Raw genomic sequence first — 18,884 nt, 5'->3', positions numbered from 1 at the left:
GCTGTCCAGAGTGTCAAAGTTCGGCACAGTCTTTTGTACACATACAGCTCATGACGGTTCCGGGGGCGGGCGAGATAGCCTTGACCCCGTGATCAGCGCGATATGCCTCGGGGGCAGTGAAGCCTCCGACCTGCGCCCGGAGTGCCACAGCACCCGGGCGGCCATCCCTGATCTTCGTAGCCCGGACCGACTGCCAAAAATGGCCAATATGGTCCCGGGCGTCTCTCATAGCGGCATAGCGTCGAAGCAGACCGGAAACCCCGTGTCGTGGCGGTACGTCGTCTTTTTTCACCTACGTCACGCAACGGCGCGCGACAGGAGCCAGAGGACATGCAGACCAAGCTGGACGAAGCCAAGGCCGAGCTGCTCGCAAGGGCAGCCAAGGTAGCTGACAACAGTCCGGGCGGTGGTGTCGGCGGGCCGGGCGGAGCTCCCCGGGTGCGCGTCGCCACCGGGGCCGGCCAGGAGCGTCCCGGGCATGACGTACTCCTTGCCTACCTCCAGCGCTACTACCTGCACACGGCTCCGGAGGACATCGCGGGCCGCGACCCGGTGGACGTCTTCGGCGCCGCTTCCTCCCACTACCGGCTCGCGGAGACCCGCCCGCAGGGCACGGCGAACGTCCGGGCGCACACCCCGACCGTCGAGGAGAACGGCTGGACGTGCAGCCACTCCGTCGTCGAGGTCGTCACCGACGACATGCCGTTCCTGGTCGACTCCGTCACCAACGAGCTGACCCGGCAGGGCCGCGGCATCCATCTCGTCATCCACCCGCAGGTCGTCGTACGCCGCGACGTCACCGGAAAGCTCATCGAGGTCCTCGCCGAGGGCAACGGCCTCCCGACCGACCCGGAGGCGAACGCCAAGGGCACCAGGACCGAGCTGCCGCACGACGCGCTCGTCGAGTCCTGGATCCACGTCGAGATCGACCGCGAGACCGACCGCGCCGACCTCCAGCAGATCGCCGTCGACCTGCTGCGGGTGCTGTCCGACGTGCGGGAGACCGTCGAGGACTGGGAGAAGATGCGCGACGCCGCTCTGCGCATCGCCGACGACCTGCCCGCCGAGCCCCTCGACGACCTCGCCGACGAAGAGGTGAACGAGGCCAGGGAACTGCTGCGCTGGCTCGCCGCCGACCACTTCACCTTCCTCGGCTACCGCGAGTACGAGCTGAGGGACAGCGACGCGCTGACCGCCGTCCCCGGCACCGGCCTCGGCATCCTGCGCTCCGACCCGCACCACAGCCTCGACGAGGCGCATCCGGTCAGCCCGTCCTTCGAGCGGCTGCCCGCCGACGCCCGGGCCAAGGCCCGCGAGCGCAGGCTCCTCGTCCTCACCAAGGCCAACAGCCGGGCCACCGTCCACCGTCCCAGCTACCTCGACTACGTCGGTGTGAAGAAGTTCGACGCCGAGGGCAATGTCATCGGTGAACGCCGCTTCCTCGGACTTTTCTCGTCCGCCGCCTACACCGAGTCCGTGCGCCGGGTGCCCGTCATCCGCCGCAAGGTCGCCGAGGTGCTGGACGGCGCCGGCTTCTCGCCCCACAGCCACGACGGCCGGGACCTGCTGCAGATCCTGGAGACGTACCCGCGCGACGAGCTGTTCCAGACCCCCGTCGACCAGCTGCGCTCCATCGTCACCTCGGTGCTGTACCTCCAGGAGCGCCGGCGGCTGCGGCTCTACCTGCGCCAGGACGAGTACGGACGCTACTACTCCGCGATCGTCTACCTGCCGCGCGACCGCTACACCACCGCCGTACGACTGCGCCTGATCGACATCCTCAAGGAGGAACTGGGCGGCACCAGCGTCGACTTCACCGCCTGGAACACCGAGTCGATCCTCTCCCGGCTGCACTTCGTCGTCCGGGTTCCCCCGGGCACTGAGCTCCCCGACCTCACCGACGCCGAGACCGACCGCATCGAGGCCCGACTTGTCGAGGCCGCCCGCTCCTGGGCCGACGGCTTCCAGGAGGCGCTGGGCGCCGAATGCGGTGAGGAGCACGCCGCCGAACTGCTGCGCCACTACGGCCACTCCTTCCCCGAGGGCTACAAGGCCGATCACACGCCGCGTGCCGCCGTGGCCGACCTGGTCCACCTCGAAGCGCTCAAGAAGGACGAGAAGGACTTCGCCCTCAGCCTGTACGAGCCGGTCGGTGCCGGCCCCGGCGAACGCCGTTTCAAGATCTACCGGACCGGCGAGCAGGTCTCCCTCTCCGCCGTCCTCCCGGCACTCCAGCGGCTCGGTGTCGAGGTCGTCGACGAGCGTCCCTACGAGCTGCGTTGCGCGGACGGCACCCACGCCTGGATCTACGACTTCGGTCTGCGGATGCCGCAGACCAACGGCAACGGCACCTACCTCGCCGACGACGCCCGCGACCGGTTCCAGGACGCCTTCGCCGCGGTGTGGACCGGCGCGGCAGAGAACGACGGCTTCAACTCGCTCGTGCTGGGCGCCGGTCTGAGCTGGCGGCAGGCGATGGTGCTGCGCGCCTACGCGAAGTACCTGCGCCAGGCCGGGTCGACGTTCAGCCAGGACTACATGGAGAGCACTCTCCGCAACAACGTCCACACCACCCGGCTGCTCGTCTCGCTCTTCGAGGCACGGATGTCGCCCGAGCGCCAGCGGGCCGGTACCGAACTGACCGACGGGATCCTCGAGGAGCTGGACGGGGCCCTGGACCAGGTCGCCTCGCTCGACGAGGACCGGATCCTGCGGTCCTTCCTCACCGTCATCAAGGCCACCCTGCGCACCAACTTCTTCCAGACCGCGGACGACGGCAAGCCGCACGGCTACGTCTCGATGAAGTTCGACCCGCAGTCCATCCCGGACCTTCCGGCGCCGCGCCCGGCGTTCGAGATCTGGGTCTACTCGCCGCGCGTCGAGGGCGTGCACCTGCGCTTCGGCAAGGTCGCCCGAGGCGGTCTGCGATGGTCGGACCGGCGCGAGGACTTCCGTACCGAGATCCTCGGCCTGGTCAAGGCGCAGATGGTGAAGAACACCGTCATCGTGCCGGTCGGCGCCAAGGGCGGCTTCGTCGCCAAGCAGCTCCCGGACCCGGCCGCCGACCGGGACGCCTGGATGGCCGAGGGCATCGCGTCCTACCGCACCTTCGTCTCGGCGCTCCTCGACATCACCGACAACATGGTGGCCGGCGAGGTCGTGCCGCCCCGGGACGTGGTCCGTCACGACGAGGACGACACGTACCTGGTCGTCGCCGCCGACAAGGGCACCGCGAAGTTCTCCGACATCGCCAACGAGGTCGCCGTCGGATACGGCTTCTGGCTCGGCGACGCGTTCGCCTCCGGCGGTTCCGCCGGGTACGACCACAAGGGCATGGGCATCACCGCCCGTGGCGCCTGGGAGTCCGTCAAGCGCCACTTCCGCGAGCTCGGCCACGACACCCAGACCGATGACTTCACCGTCGTCGGTGTCGGTGACATGTCGGGCGACGTGTTCGGCAACGGCATGCTGCTCTCCGAGCACATCCGGCTCGTCGCCGCCTTCGACCACCGCCACATCTTCATCGACCCGAACCCGGACGCCGCCACCTCGTACGCCGAGCGGCGCCGTCTCTTCGAGCTGCCGCGCAGCTCCTGGGCCGACTACAACAAGGAACTCCTCTCCGCGGGCGGCGGCATCCACCCGCGCACCGCCAAGTCCATCCCGGTCAACGCGCACATCCGCGAGGCACTCGGCATCGAGCCCGGCATCACCAAGCTGACGCCCGCCGAGCTGATGCAGACCATCCTCAAGGCCCGTGTCGACCTGCTGTGGAACGGCGGCATCGGTACGTACATCAAGTCCTCCGCCGAGTCGCACGCGGACGTCGGCGACAAGGCCAACGACGCGATCCGGGTCAACGGCGAGGACCTGCGGGCCAAGGTCGTCGGAGAGGGCGGCAACCTCGGCGCCACCCAGCTCGGCCGGATCGAGTTCGCCCGCAACGGCGGCCGGATCAACACCGACGCGATCGACAACAGCGCCGGTGTGGACACCTCCGACCACGAGGTGAACATCAAGATCCTGCTCAACGGCCTGGTCCGGGACGGCGACATGACGGTCAAGCAGCGCAACAAGCTGCTCGCCGAGATGACCGACGAGATCGGCCGTCTGGTGCTGCGCAACAACTACGCGCAGAACGTGGCCCTCGCCAACGCCACGCCGCAGTCGCCCTCCCTGCTCCACGCCCACCAGCGCTTCATGCGCCGACTGGGCCGCGACGGGGACCTCGACCGCGGGCTGGAGTTCCTGCCCAGCGACCGGCAGATCCGCGAACTGCTGAACGCCGGCAAGGGGCTCACCCAGCCCGAACTGGCCGTGCTGTTCGCGTACACGAAGATCACCGCGGCCCGGGAGCTGATCCGGACCAGCCTGCCGGACGACCCGCACCTGCAGAAGCTGCTGCACGCCTACTTCCCGCACCAGCTGCGCGAGCAGTTCCCCGAGGCGGTCGACGGGCACGCGCTGCGCCGCGAGATCATCACCACGGTCCTGGTCAACGACACGGTGAACACGGGTGGTTCGACCTTCCTGCACCGGATGCGGGAAGAGACCGGGGCCTCGATCGAGGAGATCGTGCGGGCGCAGTTCGCGGCCCGTGAGATCTTCGGCCTCGGCCAGGTGTGGGACGCCGTGGAGGCGCTCGACAACAAGGTCGCCGCCGATGTGCAGACCCGGATCCGGCTGCACTCGCGCCGGCTTGTCGAGCGCGGTTCGCGCTGGCTGCTCGGCAACCGGCCGCAGCCGCTGGAGATCGCCGGCACCATCGAGTTCTTCAAGGAGGGCGTCGAGCAGGTCTGGGCCGAGCTGCCCAAGATGCTGAGGGGCGCCGACCTGGACTGGTACCAGTCGATCCTGGACAAGCTCACCGAGGCGGGTGTCCCGGGCGAGCTGGCCCAGCGGGTCGCCGGATTCTCCTCCGCCTTCCCGGCGCTGGACATCGTGGCGATCGCGGAACGCACCGGCAAGGACCCGCTTTCCGTCGCCGATGTGTACTACGACCTCGCGGACCGCCTGGGCATCACCCAGCTGATGGACCGGATCATCGAGCTGCCGCGGGCCGACCGCTGGCAGTCCATGGCCCGCGCCTCCATCCGCGAGGACCTGTACTCCGCGCACGCCGCGCTCACCGCGGACGTGCTGTCCGTGGGCAACGGGACCTCCACCCCGCAGGAGCGGTTCCAGGTCTGGGAGGAGAAGAACGCGGCGATCCTCACCCGGTCGCGCTCCACGCTCGACGAGATCCAGGGGTCGGAGGCGTTCGACCTGGCGAACCTGTCGGTGGCCATGCGGACCATGCGGACGCTGCTGCGTACGCACGCGTAGGTCGCATGACTGAGGGACGGGCGGCTGCCGGACACTCCGGCAGCCGCCCGTCCCCGTTCGGCCCGCAGCGGTCCCGGAACGCCGTCCCGGACGGCACCCTGAGCACTGCCCGGACAAGTCCGCCGTGCGGCAAGGGAGTCCGCCGTGCGGCAAGGGAGTTCGTCGTCCTGGCGGTTCGTCCCGGCCCGCAGCCCGCGCCGCTACCTCTTGCTGGTGAACTTCTCGTACGCGGCCACGACCTCGTCCGCAGGTCCGTCCATCCGCAGACTGCCCGCCTCCAGCCAGATCGCCCGGTTGCAGGTCTCGGTGATCGACTTGTTGCTGTGGCTGACCAGGAAGACGGTGCCCGCCTCCTTGCGCAGCTCCTTGATCCGTTCCTGGCTGCGCCGCTGGAACCTGGCGTCGCCGGTGGAGAGCGCCTCGTCTATCAGGAGGACGTCGTGGCTCTTGGCGGCCGCGATCGAGAAGCGCAGGCGTGCGCCCATGCCGGAGGAGTACGTACGCATCGGCAGGGTGATGAAGTCGCCCTTCTCGTCGATGCCGGAGAAGTCCACGATCTCCTGGTAGCGCTCGCGGATCTCGGCCCGCGTCATGCCCATCGCGAGCCCGCCGAGGATCACGTTGCGTTCGCCGGTCAGATCGCCCATGAGCGCCGCGTTCACTCCCAGCAGCGAGGGCTGGCCCTGGGTGTGCACCCGCCCCTTCGTCGCGGGGAGCAGACCGGCGATCGCCTTCAACAGGGTGGACTTCCCCGAACCGTTGGAACCGATCAGGCCGATGGCCTCGCCCTTGTACGCGGCGAAGCTCACCCCCTTCACGGCATGCACCTCGCGCACCCCGGGGGTCTGCCGGCGCGAGACGATCCGGCTGAGCGCCGAGGTGGCGCTGCCCTTCCCGGTGCGGGCGCCGTTGACCTTGTAGGTGATGTGGACGTCGTCCACGACGACGGTGGGCACCTGCTCGTTGGTGTCAGCCACGTCCGTACCGCTCCTCCGCCTGCCAGAAGTACACGAATCCGCCCACGCCGCACACGAGCGCCCAGCCCGCGGCGATCGCCCACACATGCGGCGGAAGATGCGACGCGCCGAAGCTGTCGATGAGCGCGAACCGCATCAGGTCGATGAAGACGGCTGCCGGATTGCACTCCAGCATCACCATCACGGCGTGCGGGACCCGGTCGCCCTTGAGCATCGTGTCCACGCTCCACATGACGCCCGAGGCGTACATCCAGGTGCGCAGGATGAACGGCATCAGCTGGGCGATGTCCGGTGTCCGGGCGGCCAGCCGTGCCACCACCATGGAGACACCGGTGTTGAACATGGCCTGCAGGAGCAGTGCGGGGACCGCCAGCAGCCAGGACGGCTTGGGGAACTGTCCGAACCCCACCAGGATGAGCACCAGTGCGGCCAGCGAGAACAGCAACTGCTGGAGCTGTTGGAGGGCCAGCGCGATCGGCAGTGAGGCGCGCGGGAAGTGCAGGGCCCGGACCAGGCCGAGGTTGCCGCTGATCGCACGGGTGCCCGCGGTGATCGAGCTGCTGGTGAAGGTCCAGATGAACACGCCGGTGACGAGGAACGGGACGAAGTCCTCGACATTGCGCTTGGTGTTCATCAGGACGCCGAAGATGAAGTAGTAGACCGTCGCGTTCAGCAGCGGGGTCATGATCTGCCAGATCTGGCCGAGCTTCGCCTGGCTGTACTGGGCGGTCAGCTTGGCGGTGGCGAACGCCGTGATGAAGTGCCGGCGCCCCCACAACTGCCGGAGGTAGGCGCCCAGCGTCGGCCGGGCCCCGCTCATGGTCAGTCCGTGCCGGGCGGCGAGCGCGGCGAGCTCACCCGGGGCGTACACCGGGGGGTGGGCGCCGGTGGGGGTGTCGGCCGGGGCCGTCGGCGTTGTTGTCTGGCTCACCTTGATCGCTTTCGATGGCAGGGTGGGGGTACGACGAGCGATGGAACGGGCCCGTATCGTCGCAACGCAGAGGTTAGGGCGTCGGTACGTCGCGACGCAACCGTTTCGTCGCCACGGACTATCATTTCGGTCATGACCACCGATCCGGGACCTCGACGCCGTACCCCTGCCGGAGCCGCCGTGCTGCGCGAGGACGTCACCGACGCGATTCGCAGCGCTGTCTTCGAGGAACTGGCCGCGGTGGGCTTCGCCCGGATGTCGATCGAGGGGATCGCCCGGCGCGCGGGTGTCGGCAAGACCGCCGTCTACCGCCGCTGGAAGTCCAAGCTGGCCCTGGTCCTGGACCTGGTGTCCGCCGTCGCCCTCCGGGGCATGCCCGCCCCGGCGACCGGTTCGCTGTACGGGGACGTCCGCGCCGTACTGGAACTCGCCGCCTACGCCCTGCGCCACCCCCTCGCCTCGCAGGTCATCCCGGATCTGCTCGTTGAGGCCGCCCGGAACCCGGAGATCGCCGAGACGATCAAGGCCGCCCTGCTGGACCCGCACCAGGGCATCGCCGCCGTCGTCGTCCGCGATGCCGTGGCGCGCGGCGAGCTGCCCGAGGGCAGCGACCCGGACCGCGCCCTGGACCTGATCGTCGGCCCGCTGTACTGGCGCCTGGCCGTCGTCCGCGCCCCGCTGCCCGCGGGCTACCTCGACGACCTGGCCGCCTCCGCCGTCGCCGCGCTCAAGAGCTGAACGCTCCCGCCTCCGGCGATCCGCTCAGCCCCCGGCGAGCAGCCGGTCCGCGACCCGCGCCGCCGCTGCGCCGTCGTCCAGATCGCAGAAGTCCCGGCGGAAGCTCGCGTACGCGTCCGCGTGCCGGGCCGCCGAAGCGGCCAGGGCACCCGGGGTGCCCAGGATTCCGGCGATCTCGTCCGTGGAGACGAGCAGCGGCCCCGGCGCCCGGGTCTCGAAGTCCAGACAGAACCCGCGCACCGTGTCGCGGTAGTGCGCCAGGTCGTAGGTGTGGAAGAGCATCGGGCGGCCCGTGTGCGCGTAGTCGAACATCAGCCCCGTGTAGTCCGTGAGCAGCACATCGGCGATCAGCAGCAGTTCCGCCGTGGTCGGATGCGCCGACACGTCCCGTACCCCGTGGACCTCGGGCACGCTCCCGGTCACCCGGGGATGGCGGCGCACCAGCACGGTGTGGCCGTCGCCGAGGGACCGGGCCAGTGCCGCCAGGTCGAGCGCCGGGTCCCAGCGGTAGCGGTGCCGTTCCTCGCCGGTGCCGGACGGGTGGGCCAGATGGTCGCGGTAGGTCGGCGCGTACAGCACGATCCGGCGGCCGTCGGGGATGCCGAGCCTGCGCCGCACCCGCTCGGCGGTCCTGGCCCGGTCGGCCGCGAAGAGCAGGTCGTTGGCGGGGGAACCGGCCTCCAGGACCTCGCCCCGGTAGCCGAGGGCGCGGCGCAGCAGCGGGGTGGCGTGGCGGCTCGGGGAGACCAGGACGGACCACTGGGCGGCTCGGTGCGGCAGGGAGGCGAGCCGGTGGTGGTCGGCGTACAGGGTGCCGCCCAGATCCGTGCCGAAGCGGCCGAGCGGGGTGCCGTGCCAGGTCTGCACGACGACCTGGCCGGGCCGCCGTTCGAACCACTCGGGCAGCTGGTCGCAGGTGACGATCCATCGTGACCGGGCGAGCGCCTCGTACCAGGCGGTGCTCTGCTCGACGACCGGGACGGCGGCGGACGGGACGTGGCCGTGCAGCCCGTCGGTGACCCAGAGATGCTCCGACTCCACGCCCCGGCGCACGAGTTCGGCGTGGACGGCGCGCGGTGAGTCGCCGCCGGTGTAGAGGACGGCGTCCCGCAGGGGCAGCGCCCGCCGGGTCGGGTAGTGCGCGCCGCGCAGTCCGGCCCGGCGGTACGCGCCCCGTTCGGCGATCGCGAGCACCGGCCCGGCCCGCACGGCCAGCCGGTCGCCGAACCGGCGGTCCAGGGCGAACTCCCTGCCGGGCGTCGGGGCCGTGGTGGCCGTCCCCGTACGGCGCAGCGGGAGACGGGCGGCGAGCGCGGTCAGTACCCGCACCGGCCGGCCGCCCAGATAGACGTCCCAGCGGCCCTCGGGCAGGCCCGCGGCCACCGAGGGGGCGAGGAACGCGGTGAAGCGGCGCCCCTCGTGGCCCCCTGTGCCGGGTCCCTGGCCGGCCCCGCGCGCACCGGTGCGCGCACCCTCGTACGCCCTTGCGCGCGGGGGCGCGTGCGTGACCGGGACGACCACGCGCTCGCGCAGCGCCTCGTGGACCAGGACGAGGTGGGCCGGGCCCTCGTCCTCCGGCATGCCGGTCCCGGCGCCGGTCACCCCCTCCACCCGCAGCGCACCGTCCGGCGTCCACGCCGCCGCATCCACGAACGGCCGGCCGCTCAGGTCCAGCACCAGCTCGCCCGCCGCGTCGGCCACCACCGGCGGCGCCGCATCCGGGGCCGCGGCCAGCGCCACCCTCGACCCGTCCGCCAGCACCAGCCGCCCCCGCCACCGCCCGCCGGGCTCCGCCTCGACCTCGCGTGGAGCCCGGTGCGGGACCCGTGGTGCGGCGGCCATCCCGGCCAGGTCGGCGAGCGGAATCCGTACGGAGAAACGGTCGCCCGCCAGGCAGGCGACCGGGTGGCCGAACTCCTGGTCCGGCACCCCGTCGCAGGTCAGCACCAGCGCCTTCGGGCGGGCGCCCCCGTACAGTCGGCCGGTCAACTCCAGCTCCTCGCCCACCCGGTGTGCCTCGCACCGGGCCGCAAGCTGTGTCAGGGTCAGCCGGAGCCGCCCGTCCAGGTAGTCGAGCACCGCCCGCCGACCGTCGCCCAGGTCATGGACGAGCGGCTGCACCGCCCCGACCTCCACGGCCCGAACAGCCACCCGGCGGACCGTGCCCTGGGCGGCCACCATCATGCCCACCAGCCAGCCGCCGGACCGCAACCGGCGCGGGTCGAGCGTCATCTCGAACCCTGAATGGTCGTAACTGTGCAGCTGCTGACCGGAGTTGATGGTCGCCTCAGGAGTGGGAACGCTCCGCACCGGCACCGTACGCAGATGCTGGCCGCGGGTGGCACGCACCATGCCCACCTTCAGCGAGTGGCGCGGCGCGGCGGCCGGCAGGTTGCGGATGTACGCGTATCCGCGCAGCCTCAGCTTCCCGTCGTCGCCCCACTGTGCGTCCAACAACCGTGCCACGGCCGGGAGATCGGTACGGGAGAGCCGGACGGTTTCCGGGATGCCGGGGACACCGGCCTGCCGTCGGCCCGGCACACCGCCGACCGTGAACGTTCCGGCGCCGTTGTCCCGTTCGAAGGCGAGCACGGTCAGCAGCTCCGTGAGCCTGCGCTCCTTCACCAGCTGCCACTTGACCCGCAGCTCCACCGGAAGTTCATGGGCCACGGCCTGCTTCGACCCTGCCGCCCCGTCCATCCGCTCCATCCGGTCCAGGAAGGCCCCCGCGTCCGACATGAACGCTTCCCGGTACTCGGGGCCGCCCATCGCGAGCCCGTCGAGGAAGTAGACGAAGTCGTCACGCAGGCACGAGAGGTCGTAACGGCGTCGCGCACCGCCGTCCGCCGTCCCGCCCCGCCCCGCGAGGAACGTGCTCACCTGCTCGCACGCCGAGATCCGGTCCCGTACGCCCCGCACGTCCGTACGCCGCCGGGTGATCGACCCCTCCCGCACCCGCCAGTAGTAGACATGCTCGTGCAGGACGTCGACCGAGCCCGCGAGGAAGTGGGCCGGGATCATCACCGGGGTGTCCTCGTAGAGCCTGCCCTCCGGGAAGGCGAAGGCGTGCCGGTCCCAGAAGGAGCGCCGGAAGACCTTGTTCCAGGCGACCCGGTCGGAGAGCAGCCGCGGATCGCGGCTGATGTGGGTGCGGGCCCGGGTGGCGGTCAGCCAGCGGTACTGCCAGGCCTGCCGGCGCCCCTGCTCGTCGAGCCGCCACACGTTGCCGGTCGCGAGGTCGGACCCGGTCGACTCCAGGGAGGCCAGCATCCGTTCGAAGGCGTCGTGGACGACGATGTCGTCGCTGTCGACGAACGCCAGATACGGCACGTCCGCCGTGGTGTGCCGCACCCCCGCGTTGCGGGCCGCGCTCAGTCCGGCATTGCGCTGGTGGACGTAAGCGAAGCGGCGGTCGCAGGCGGCGAACGACCTGGCGATGTCCGTGCTGCCGTCCGTCGAACCGTCGTCGACCAGGACCACCTCGATGTCGGTGACCGTCTGTTCGGCCACCGACCGCAGGCAGTCCTCCACATAGTCCTCGACGTTGTGGACCGGGACGACGACACTGAGGCGCGGCTTCATGTCAGGTCAACCGGGGCGGACGCGCCGGGTCACCGGCTCTGCCCCGAACGGGTGAACAAGCGATTCGGTGCGCGGTGGCTGCGCGATTACGCTCGGCTGCCATGCTCCTCAGTGTTGTCATGCCCGTCCACCGCGTTCAGGGCTATCTCAGGGCGAGTCTGGATTCCGTGCTCGACCAGGGGCCGGGGGCGTGGGAGCTCCTCGTCGTCGACGACGCGTCGCAGGACGGCAGTGCCCGGATCGCCGCCGAGTTCGCGGCGCGCGACCCCCGGATCCGGGTGCTCACCCTCCCCGTGCACCGTGGCGCGGGGCCGGCCCGGAACGCCGGGGCGGCAGAGGCGCGCGGCCGGTACCTCCTCTTCCTCGACGGCGACGACCTGCTGCGACCGGGCGCCCTGGAGGCGATCGGCGCACAGCTGACCCGCAGCGAACCGGACGTGCTCCTCCTCGGGCACGACCGCATCGACTGGTGGGGCGATGTCTCGCCCCGGCCCGCCCCGGAACCGTCCCCCGCGGAACGGTCCCCGGCGGAACCGTCCCCGGTCCCCGGCCCCGACGGCTTCTCCACCGACACCCCGCGCCTCTTCCGCCGCGCCTTCTGGACCGAGCGCGGCCTCCACTTCACCGACGGCCCCTACGAGGACGTCCTCCCTCTCCTGCACGCCACCCTCCTCGCCTCCGACGCGGGCACCCTCGACACCCTCGACCGGATCTGCGTCCGCCACCGCATCCGCCGCTCCGGCACCTTCGCCACCACCCCCGGACGCCACCACTTCGCAGTCCTCGACGCGTACGACCGGCTGCTCGCCCGTACCGGCGACGACCCGCGGATCCGGGCAGCGCGCACCCGCCATCTGCGCGCCGTGCTGGCCGACCCCGGCCGGACCGCGCCCGAGGACCGCGCCGCCCTCCACCGCGCGGCCGCGCTGCCCGGCAGCTACACCGTCCACCGCGTCCGGGAGGCCGTCCGCACCGCCCGCGCCCGCAGCCGGGCCGCGCTGCGCCGCCACCGGAAGACGCTCCGGGCCCGGGTCATGCGCGCGGTGTACCGGATCGACCTGCGCCGCCCCCTGGACCCCGACCTCGCCGTGTACGCCGCCTACTGGAACCGCGGAGTCGCCTGCAATCCGGCCGCGATCCACGCCAAGGCCCGCGAACTCGCCCCGCACATCAGGGGCGTGTGGGTCGTCTCCTCCCGGCACCGCGACCGGATGCCGCCCGGCATCCCGTACGTCATCGAGGGCTCCCGCGCCTACTGGCGGGCCATGGCCACCGCCACCTACCTGATCAACAACTCCAGCTTCCCCGGCGGCTTCACGAAACGCCGCGGCCAGCGCTATCTCCAGACCCACCACGGCACCCCGCTGAAGACCATGGGCCTGGACCAGCGGGCCTACCCGGCCCTCACCAACGGCATCAGCTTCGAGAAGATCGTCGCCCACGCCGACCAGTGGGACTTCTCCCTCTCCGCCAACCCGCACACCACCGAGATCTGGGACCGCGTCTACCCCTCCCGGTACGAGCATCTGAACCTCGGCTACCCGCGCAACGACGTCTTCTTCACGACAACTCCCGAGCGGATGGCGGCGCTCCGCCGGAGCCTGGGCCTCGCGCCCGACCACACCGTCGTGCTGTACGCACCCACCCACCGCGACTACCGCAAGGGCTTCGTCCCGCACCTCGACCTGGAGCGCCTGGCGCGCGAACTGGGCCCGGACCACGTGGTGCTGGTCCGGGCGCACTACTTCTACGGCCGCTCCGTACCGCTGGACGGCGCCTGCGTGGTGGACGTGACGGGGCATCCGTCGGTCGAGGAACTCTGCCTGGTCTCCGACGTGTTGATCACCGACTACTCGTCACTGATGTTCGACTACGCCTGCCTGGACCGCCCGATCATCAGCCACGTCCCGGACTGGGCCGCCTACCGCGCCTCGCGTGGCACCTATGTCGATCTGCTCTCCGGACGCCCCGGCGACACCCCGGGCGCGGTCTCCACCACCGAGGACGAGCTGCTGGAACTGTTCAGGACGGGGGAGTGGCGCTCGGCGCGGACGGCGCGGCTGCGGGCGGCGTTCCGGGAGCGCTTCTGCCTGTACGACGACGGGCACGCGGCCGAGCGGGTGGTGCGGCGGCTGTTCCTGAGCGACGCAGGGAGCGGTGCGGAGCAGCGCCGGACGGCAACATCGCGCGACCGATGTCACCCGTTCGGGAGAGAGGGCAACCGGTGACCCCCGGGGCTCCGCGGGGTTGAGCCATACGGACAACCAGGACCCCGATGAACGGACGTGCCCACCATGCCGCCACGGCTCAGTGTCGTCGTACCCGTCCACAACGTCGAGCTCTATCTGACGGACTGTCTGAACTCCCTCGCGGAGCAGACCATGAGCGACCTGGAAGTGGTGATGGTCGACGACGGGTCCACCGACAGCAGCTCCACCCTGGCCGCCGGGTTCGCCGAACAGGACGGCCGGTTCCGGCTGGTGAGCCAGGAGAACGGCGGACTCGGGCACGCCCGCAACGCCGGTGTCCGCAACTGCGACCCGGGCTCCCGCCACCTCGCCTTCGTCGACAGCGACGACGTCGTTCCGCCGCGCGCGTACGAACTCCTCCTCGGCGCCCTGGACGAGACCGGCTCGGACATCGCGTCCGGCAACGTGCTGCGGCTGCGCGCCTCCGGCAGACTCCAGCAGTCGCCCAACTTCCGCAAGGCGATGGCGACGACCCGGCTGCGCACCCACATCTCCCGCGACTGGGACCTCGCCGCCGACCGGATCGCCTGCAACAAGGTCTTCCGCCGGTCCTTCTGGGACGAGCACGCCTTCGCCTTCCCGGTCGGCGCCCTCTACGAGGACATCCCGGTCGTCCTGCCCGCCCACTTCCTGGCCCGCTCGGTCGACGTCCTGAAGGACACCGTCTACCACTGGCGCGACCGGGCGGGCTCGATCACCACCCGCCGCGCCGTCGTCCGCGGCATCCAGGACCGGGCCTCGCACGTGCTGGGCGTCTCCACCTTCCTCGACGAGCACCGCGGCGCCGCGGACAAGCAGCGGTACGAGGCGCATGTCCTCGCCCACGACCTCTGGTACTTCATGGAGGCGCTGCCCGACGGCGAGGAGGACTACCGGCGCGCCTTCCTGACGTACGCCAACGAGTTCATCGACCAGGTCGATCCGGTCGTCCTGGACGCCCTCCCGCTGCGGCTGCGCCTGATGTGGCACCTGGTGCGCGAGCGGCGGACCGAGGAACTCCTGGCCCTGCTCGCCTTCGACAAGGCCGAACCGGGCGCCTTCACCGTCCGCGGCGTCCGGCGCCGCAGCGCCTCCTTCCCGGTCCTCACCCGGCCGGTGCCGCGCCCTGTGCTCCGCGTCACCGACCGGGACCTTCCGCTCACCGCCCGGCTGAGGGAGGCCCACTGGCAGGACGGCAGGCTCCACGTCAGGGGGTACGCCTACCTCCGGAACCTGCCCGCCACCTCGCGGCGCAGCGAGCTGCGGGCCGGCTGGCTGCGGGCGGGGCGACGGCATGTGGTGCCGCTCAGGCTGCGCACGGTCGACGAGCCCGAGGCCACCGTCGCATCCCGGCAGAGCCTGCACGACTACGACTGCTCCGGTTTCGAGACGGTCATCGACCCGGCCAGGCTCCGCATCGACGCGCGGGGCAGCCTCGAACGGCTCACCTGGCGGCTGGAGATCGGCATCGCCGGACACGGCATGCTGCGCCGCTCCTGCCTCTCGACGAACGAGGCGGCAGCCCCGCCGCCCGTGCACCGCCCCGACGGCGACCACCGGATCGTGCCCGCCTTCGAGAACGGCAGGCTCGTCCTGCACGCGGAACGGATCGACGCCCGCTTCGAGACGCACCGCGCGGGCGGCCCGGCCGGCGGTGCCGGCACCGTGGCGATCGACGGCATGGTCCGCGACCGCTACGGCACCGGCCCGCTGCGCCTCGCCCTCACCCACAGGGCCTCCGGCAGTTCCTTCGACGCTCCGGTGACCGTGCACGAGGGGGCCGTGCCCTCGGCGGCGGGATGGCGGCGCTTCACCGCCGTCGTCCCGCTCGACGCCCTCGTCGGCGCCCGCCCGGCAGCGGGGGAGGGGGCGGTGCCCGCGCAGCTGTCGTACAGCCTGCATCTGGTCGGCCCGGACGGGCGCAGGACCCCGATCGACGTGCCGGGGCCCGTACCGCCGGGCCGCTACCCGCTGGACGGGGAAGGGGAAGGGGAAGGGGACGGGGACGTCGGCGAACGGCGCGAACTGGGCCTCACCGCCGGCTCCCGCGGGAATCTGCTGATCAGCGACCGCGCCGTACAGCCCGCCGTGGACCTGGCGACCTGGACGGAGGACGGACAGGTGCTCCTGGAGGGCACCTTCCCCGACCTTCCCGGACACCCCGTCGAGCTGGTGGCCCGGCACAGCGGGCACGGGGAGGAGGCCGTCCTCCCTGTCACCTCCTTCGGCCCCGCCGGGGAGCGCCGGTTCCGGGCGGCGCTGCGGCCGGACGCGGTCGAAGGACCCGGCGGGAAGCTGCCGCTCGGCCAGGGCCACTGGTATCTCTTCCTCCGGGAGCAGGGCCGACGGGACGACGCGCACGACGCCCCGTTGCGCATCCCGGCCGCGGCCCACCGCACCCTGCCCGCTGCCCGCACCCTCGCGGGCCGGAGATACCTCATCGAACGGCGTTTCCACGATCAGTTGCTGATCAACTGCGCGTCGGTGCTCACCGCCGCCGAACGTGGCGCGCGCGGCAGACGGCTGCTGCGCGAGGCGTACCGGAGCCGGCGCACGACACCCCTGCGCGACACCGTGCTGTACAGCAGCTTCGACGGCCGCCAGTACTCCGACTCGCCGCGCGCGATCCATGAGGAACTGGTCCGGCGGGGCATCGAGCTGGAGCATCTGTGGGTGGTGCGCGACCAGCAGGCCCTCATCCCGACGGGCGCCACCGCCGTGGAGCACGGCAGCGCCGCCTGGCACGAGGCGCTGGCCAGCAGCCGTCACATCGTCACCAACACCCAGCTGCCGGAGTGGTTCGAACGACGCGAGGGTCAGTGTGTCGTCCAGACCTGGCACGGCACCCCGCTCAAGCGCATCGGCCTCGACCTCGCGGGCACCGCCCAGGCCAACGCCGCCTATATCGCCACCATCGAGCAGCGCGCACGCCAGTGGAGCCTCCTGGTCTCCCCGAACCGCTTCTCCACCCCCGTCCTGCGGCGTGCGTTCGGTTACCGGGGCGAGGTCCTGGAGTGCGGATATCCCCGCAACGACCTGTTCCACGCCCCGGACCGGGCCAAGGTCGCCGCGGCGGTCCGGGAGCGGCTCGGCATTCCCGAGGGCAAGCGGGTCGTGCTGTACGCCCCGACCTGGCGCGAGGACCGACCGCAGGGCGGTGGGCGCTACGCCCTCGACCTCCGGCTCGACCTGACCGCCGCCGAACGCGCGGCCGGCCCGGAGACCGTCCTGCTGGTGCGCCGCCACTACCTGGTCACCGACCGCCTCCGGGACAGCGGCAGCGGCTTCGTACGGGACGTCTCGCGCTACGGGGACGTCGGCGAACTGATGCTGATCAGCGACGCCCTGGTCACCGACTACTCCTCGCTGATGTTCGACTTCGCCCAGACCGGTCGCCCGATGCTCTTCCACACGTACGACCTGGCGCACTACCGCGACACCCTGCGCGGGTTCTGCTTCGACTTCGAGACCCGCGCCCCCGGCCCTCTCATTCCCGACTCCGCCGGACTCGTCGAGGCGCTGCGGGATCCACAACAGGCCACCAGGGGACATGCGCAGGCGTACGAGGCGTTCCTCCGGGACTTCTGCGACCTGGACGACGGACACGCGGCGGCGAGGGTGGTCGACCGGATGCTTCAGGCCCCCGCCCGGCCCTGATTCGCCCGCACGGCTCTGATTCACCTGACTGGCTCTGAATCGCCCGGCCGCCCTGAACCGTTCGAGTGAGAGTGAGACGTGGATGTCCGCAAGCGCACGGGGGCAGGTGAAGTCGCGACCCCGGACGTGTGATGATCGATGCGTCACTCTGTGTCGTTGGCTTGCTACGTTCTGTTTTCATGAGTATTCGAATGCGATGCGATACCCGGGACGTGCGACGGGCGAGAGCAGTGGTGATCACCGTTTCGGCCGTCGGCCTCCTCACCCGCATGCTGATCGCGGCGCATACTCCGGGCCCTGCCGACGTGCGCATCTTTCAGGGCTTCGCCAGGGCCATCACGCGTTACGGTCCCATCCGGATCTATGAACAGCCGCTGCCGGGACTGCCTGTCTACAACCACCCACCGCTGGCCGGCTGGATGCTGCTGGGCCTTGAGAAGCTCTCCGAGATCGGGATCCCGTTCGGAACGTTGATCAGGGCTCCTGCCTCGATCGCCGACTTCTTCTGCGCCGTTCTCGTGTTCGAGATCGTGCGCCGTCGCAGCTCGGTCGGCACGGCCGTCGCCTGTGGGGTGGGTGTGGCCGTCAGCCCCCTGCTGATCGCCACTTCGGGCTATCACGGCAATACCGACGAGGTCGCCATCACCTTCGCCCTGGCCGCCGCGCATCTGTTGGTGGACCGGAAGTCACCGCTGGCCGCAGGGGTGTGTGCCGCGCTCTCGATCAGCGTCAAGTTCATCCCGGTGGTGGTGATCCCGGCGCTGTTCGTCGTCGCGCTGCGGGCGGGCCGGCCGGCCCTCGTCCGGTTCACCGCGGGCTTCGTCGCCCTGGTCGCCCTCGTCTGGGGGCCGGTCCTGGTCACCGTCCCGCAGGACCTCAAGGAGAACGTCCTGGAGTACGCGGGTGGCAACTACCGCCTGTGGGGCATCGTCCGGTTCGCCGACGCGCTCGGTCTGCCGCAGTCCTTCATCACCTTCGTCCGGGGCGACGGTCACTTCCTCTTCGTCCTGGCCTGTGTGGTGGCCGGGATCTGGCTCGCCCGGCTGCGGCCCGCCCAACTGCCCGTGGTCGTCGCCGTGACGATGGGGCTGCTGCTGCTGCTCTCCACCGCGTCCGGCCTGCAGTACCTCACCTGGGCGGCGGCCGGACTGTTCGTCATCGGGTTCTGGGAAGGTGCTGCGTACAACGCTCTGCTCGGCCTGACGGCGATCCTCGGCTACCAGGGGCGCTCCGCCGTGCACTGGAGCGAAACGGTGCTGCACCTCGGCGAGGCCGGCTGGTTCGTCCTCGCCGTCTGCCTCGTCAGCGGAGTGCGCAAACTCCTTGCCGCGCCATCGGGCGTACCCCCGCAACCCGCTGCCGGGCGTACCCCGCTTCCGGCGCCCTGTGCCGAGCGGCCCACCGGACCGTCCGTCAACTGACCTTCCCTCCCGAGCACCGAGCACC

General features: G+C 71.1%; 8 protein-coding genes. 5 read left to right on the top strand and 3 right to left on the bottom strand.

Annotated features, from left to right (window positions below):
* Positions 1 to 330: 330 nt before the first annotated feature.
* On the top strand, positions 331 to 5,325 hold the full coding sequence (locus tag AB0L71_RS30385) for an NAD-glutamate dehydrogenase (RefSeq protein ID WP_365249112.1): 4,995 nt from the start codon (positions 331 to 333) through the stop codon (positions 5,323 to 5,325).
* 200 nt (positions 5,326 to 5,525) lie between these two features.
* On the opposite strand, the gene AB0L71_RS30380 is transcribed toward AB0L71_RS30385, so the two are convergent.
* Positions 5,526 to 6,302, bottom strand: coding sequence for an ABC transporter ATP-binding protein (locus AB0L71_RS30380; RefSeq protein WP_365249109.1), 777 nt, complete (start codon positions 6,300 to 6,302; stop codon positions 5,526 to 5,528).
* Positions 6,295 to 7,173 (bottom strand): ABC transporter permease, encoded by an 879-nt coding sequence (locus AB0L71_RS30375; RefSeq protein WP_365249173.1) that lies wholly within the window; start codon positions 7,171 to 7,173, stop codon positions 6,295 to 6,297. The genes AB0L71_RS30380 and AB0L71_RS30375 overlap by 8 nt, the downstream gene beginning before the upstream one ends.
* A gap of 192 nt (positions 7,174 to 7,365) precedes the next feature.
* On the opposite strand from AB0L71_RS30375, the gene AB0L71_RS30370 reads away from it, so the two are divergent.
* The gene (locus tag AB0L71_RS30370) at positions 7,366 to 7,971 is read left to right on the top strand and encodes a TetR/AcrR family transcriptional regulator (protein WP_365249106.1); all 606 of its coding nucleotides are present in this window, start codon (positions 7,366 to 7,368) and stop codon (positions 7,969 to 7,971) included.
* Between the two features lie 24 nt (positions 7,972 to 7,995).
* On the opposite strand, the gene AB0L71_RS30365 is transcribed toward AB0L71_RS30370, so the two are convergent.
* Positions 7,996 to 11,553: a CDP-glycerol glycerophosphotransferase family protein gene (locus AB0L71_RS30365; RefSeq protein WP_365249103.1), complete on the bottom strand. Its 3,558-nt coding sequence runs from the start codon at positions 11,551 to 11,553 to the stop codon at positions 7,996 to 7,998.
* Positions 11,554 to 11,654: 101 nt separating this feature from the next.
* On the opposite strand from AB0L71_RS30365, the gene AB0L71_RS30360 reads away from it, so the two are divergent.
* The 3 genes from AB0L71_RS30360 to AB0L71_RS30350 all read left to right on the top strand — a co-directional run bounded on the left by AB0L71_RS30360 (position 11,655) and on the right by AB0L71_RS30350 (position 18,859).
* Complete coding sequence (locus tag AB0L71_RS30360) at positions 11,655 to 13,781, top strand: CDP-glycerol:glycerophosphate glycerophosphotransferase (RefSeq protein WP_365249100.1); 2,127 nt, start codon at positions 11,655 to 11,657, stop codon at positions 13,779 to 13,781.
* Between the two features lie 66 nt (positions 13,782 to 13,847).
* On the top strand, positions 13,848 to 17,438 hold the full coding sequence (locus tag AB0L71_RS30355) for a CDP-glycerol glycerophosphotransferase family protein (RefSeq protein ID WP_365249170.1): 3,591 nt from the start codon (positions 13,848 to 13,850) through the stop codon (positions 17,436 to 17,438).
* 233 nt (positions 17,439 to 17,671) lie between these two features.
* Positions 17,672 to 18,859: a hypothetical protein gene (locus AB0L71_RS30350; protein WP_365249097.1), complete on the top strand. Its 1,188-nt coding sequence runs from the start codon at positions 17,672 to 17,674 to the stop codon at positions 18,857 to 18,859.
* The last annotated feature ends 25 nt before the right edge of the window (positions 18,860 to 18,884 follow it).

Source organism: Streptomyces sp. NPDC052052, assembly GCF_040680455.1.
Lineage (GTDB): Bacteria > Actinomycetota > Actinomycetes > Streptomycetales > Streptomycetaceae > Streptomyces.
Note: the sequence above shows the minus strand (reverse complement) of the source record. Positions and strands in the feature narration are given on the sequence as shown.

What these genes read in the sequence shown, in the direction of transcription:
- AB0L71_RS30385 (WP_365249112.1), top strand. Translation starts at nt 331, where the DNA reads ATGCAGACCAAGCTGGACGAAGCCAAGGCCGAGCTGCTCGCAAGGGCA.
- AB0L71_RS30370 (WP_365249106.1), top strand. Translation starts at nt 7,366, where the DNA reads ATGACCACCGATCCGGGACCTCGACGCCGTACCCCTGCCGGAGCCGCC.
- AB0L71_RS30365 (WP_365249103.1), bottom strand. Translation starts at nt 11,553, where the DNA reads ATGAAGCCGCGCCTCAGTGTCGTCGTCCCGGTCCACAACGTCGAGGAC.
- AB0L71_RS30360 (WP_365249100.1), top strand. Translation starts at nt 11,655, where the DNA reads ATGCTCCTCAGTGTTGTCATGCCCGTCCACCGCGTTCAGGGCTATCTC.
- AB0L71_RS30355 (WP_365249170.1), top strand. Translation starts at nt 13,848, where the DNA reads ATGCCGCCACGGCTCAGTGTCGTCGTACCCGTCCACAACGTCGAGCTC.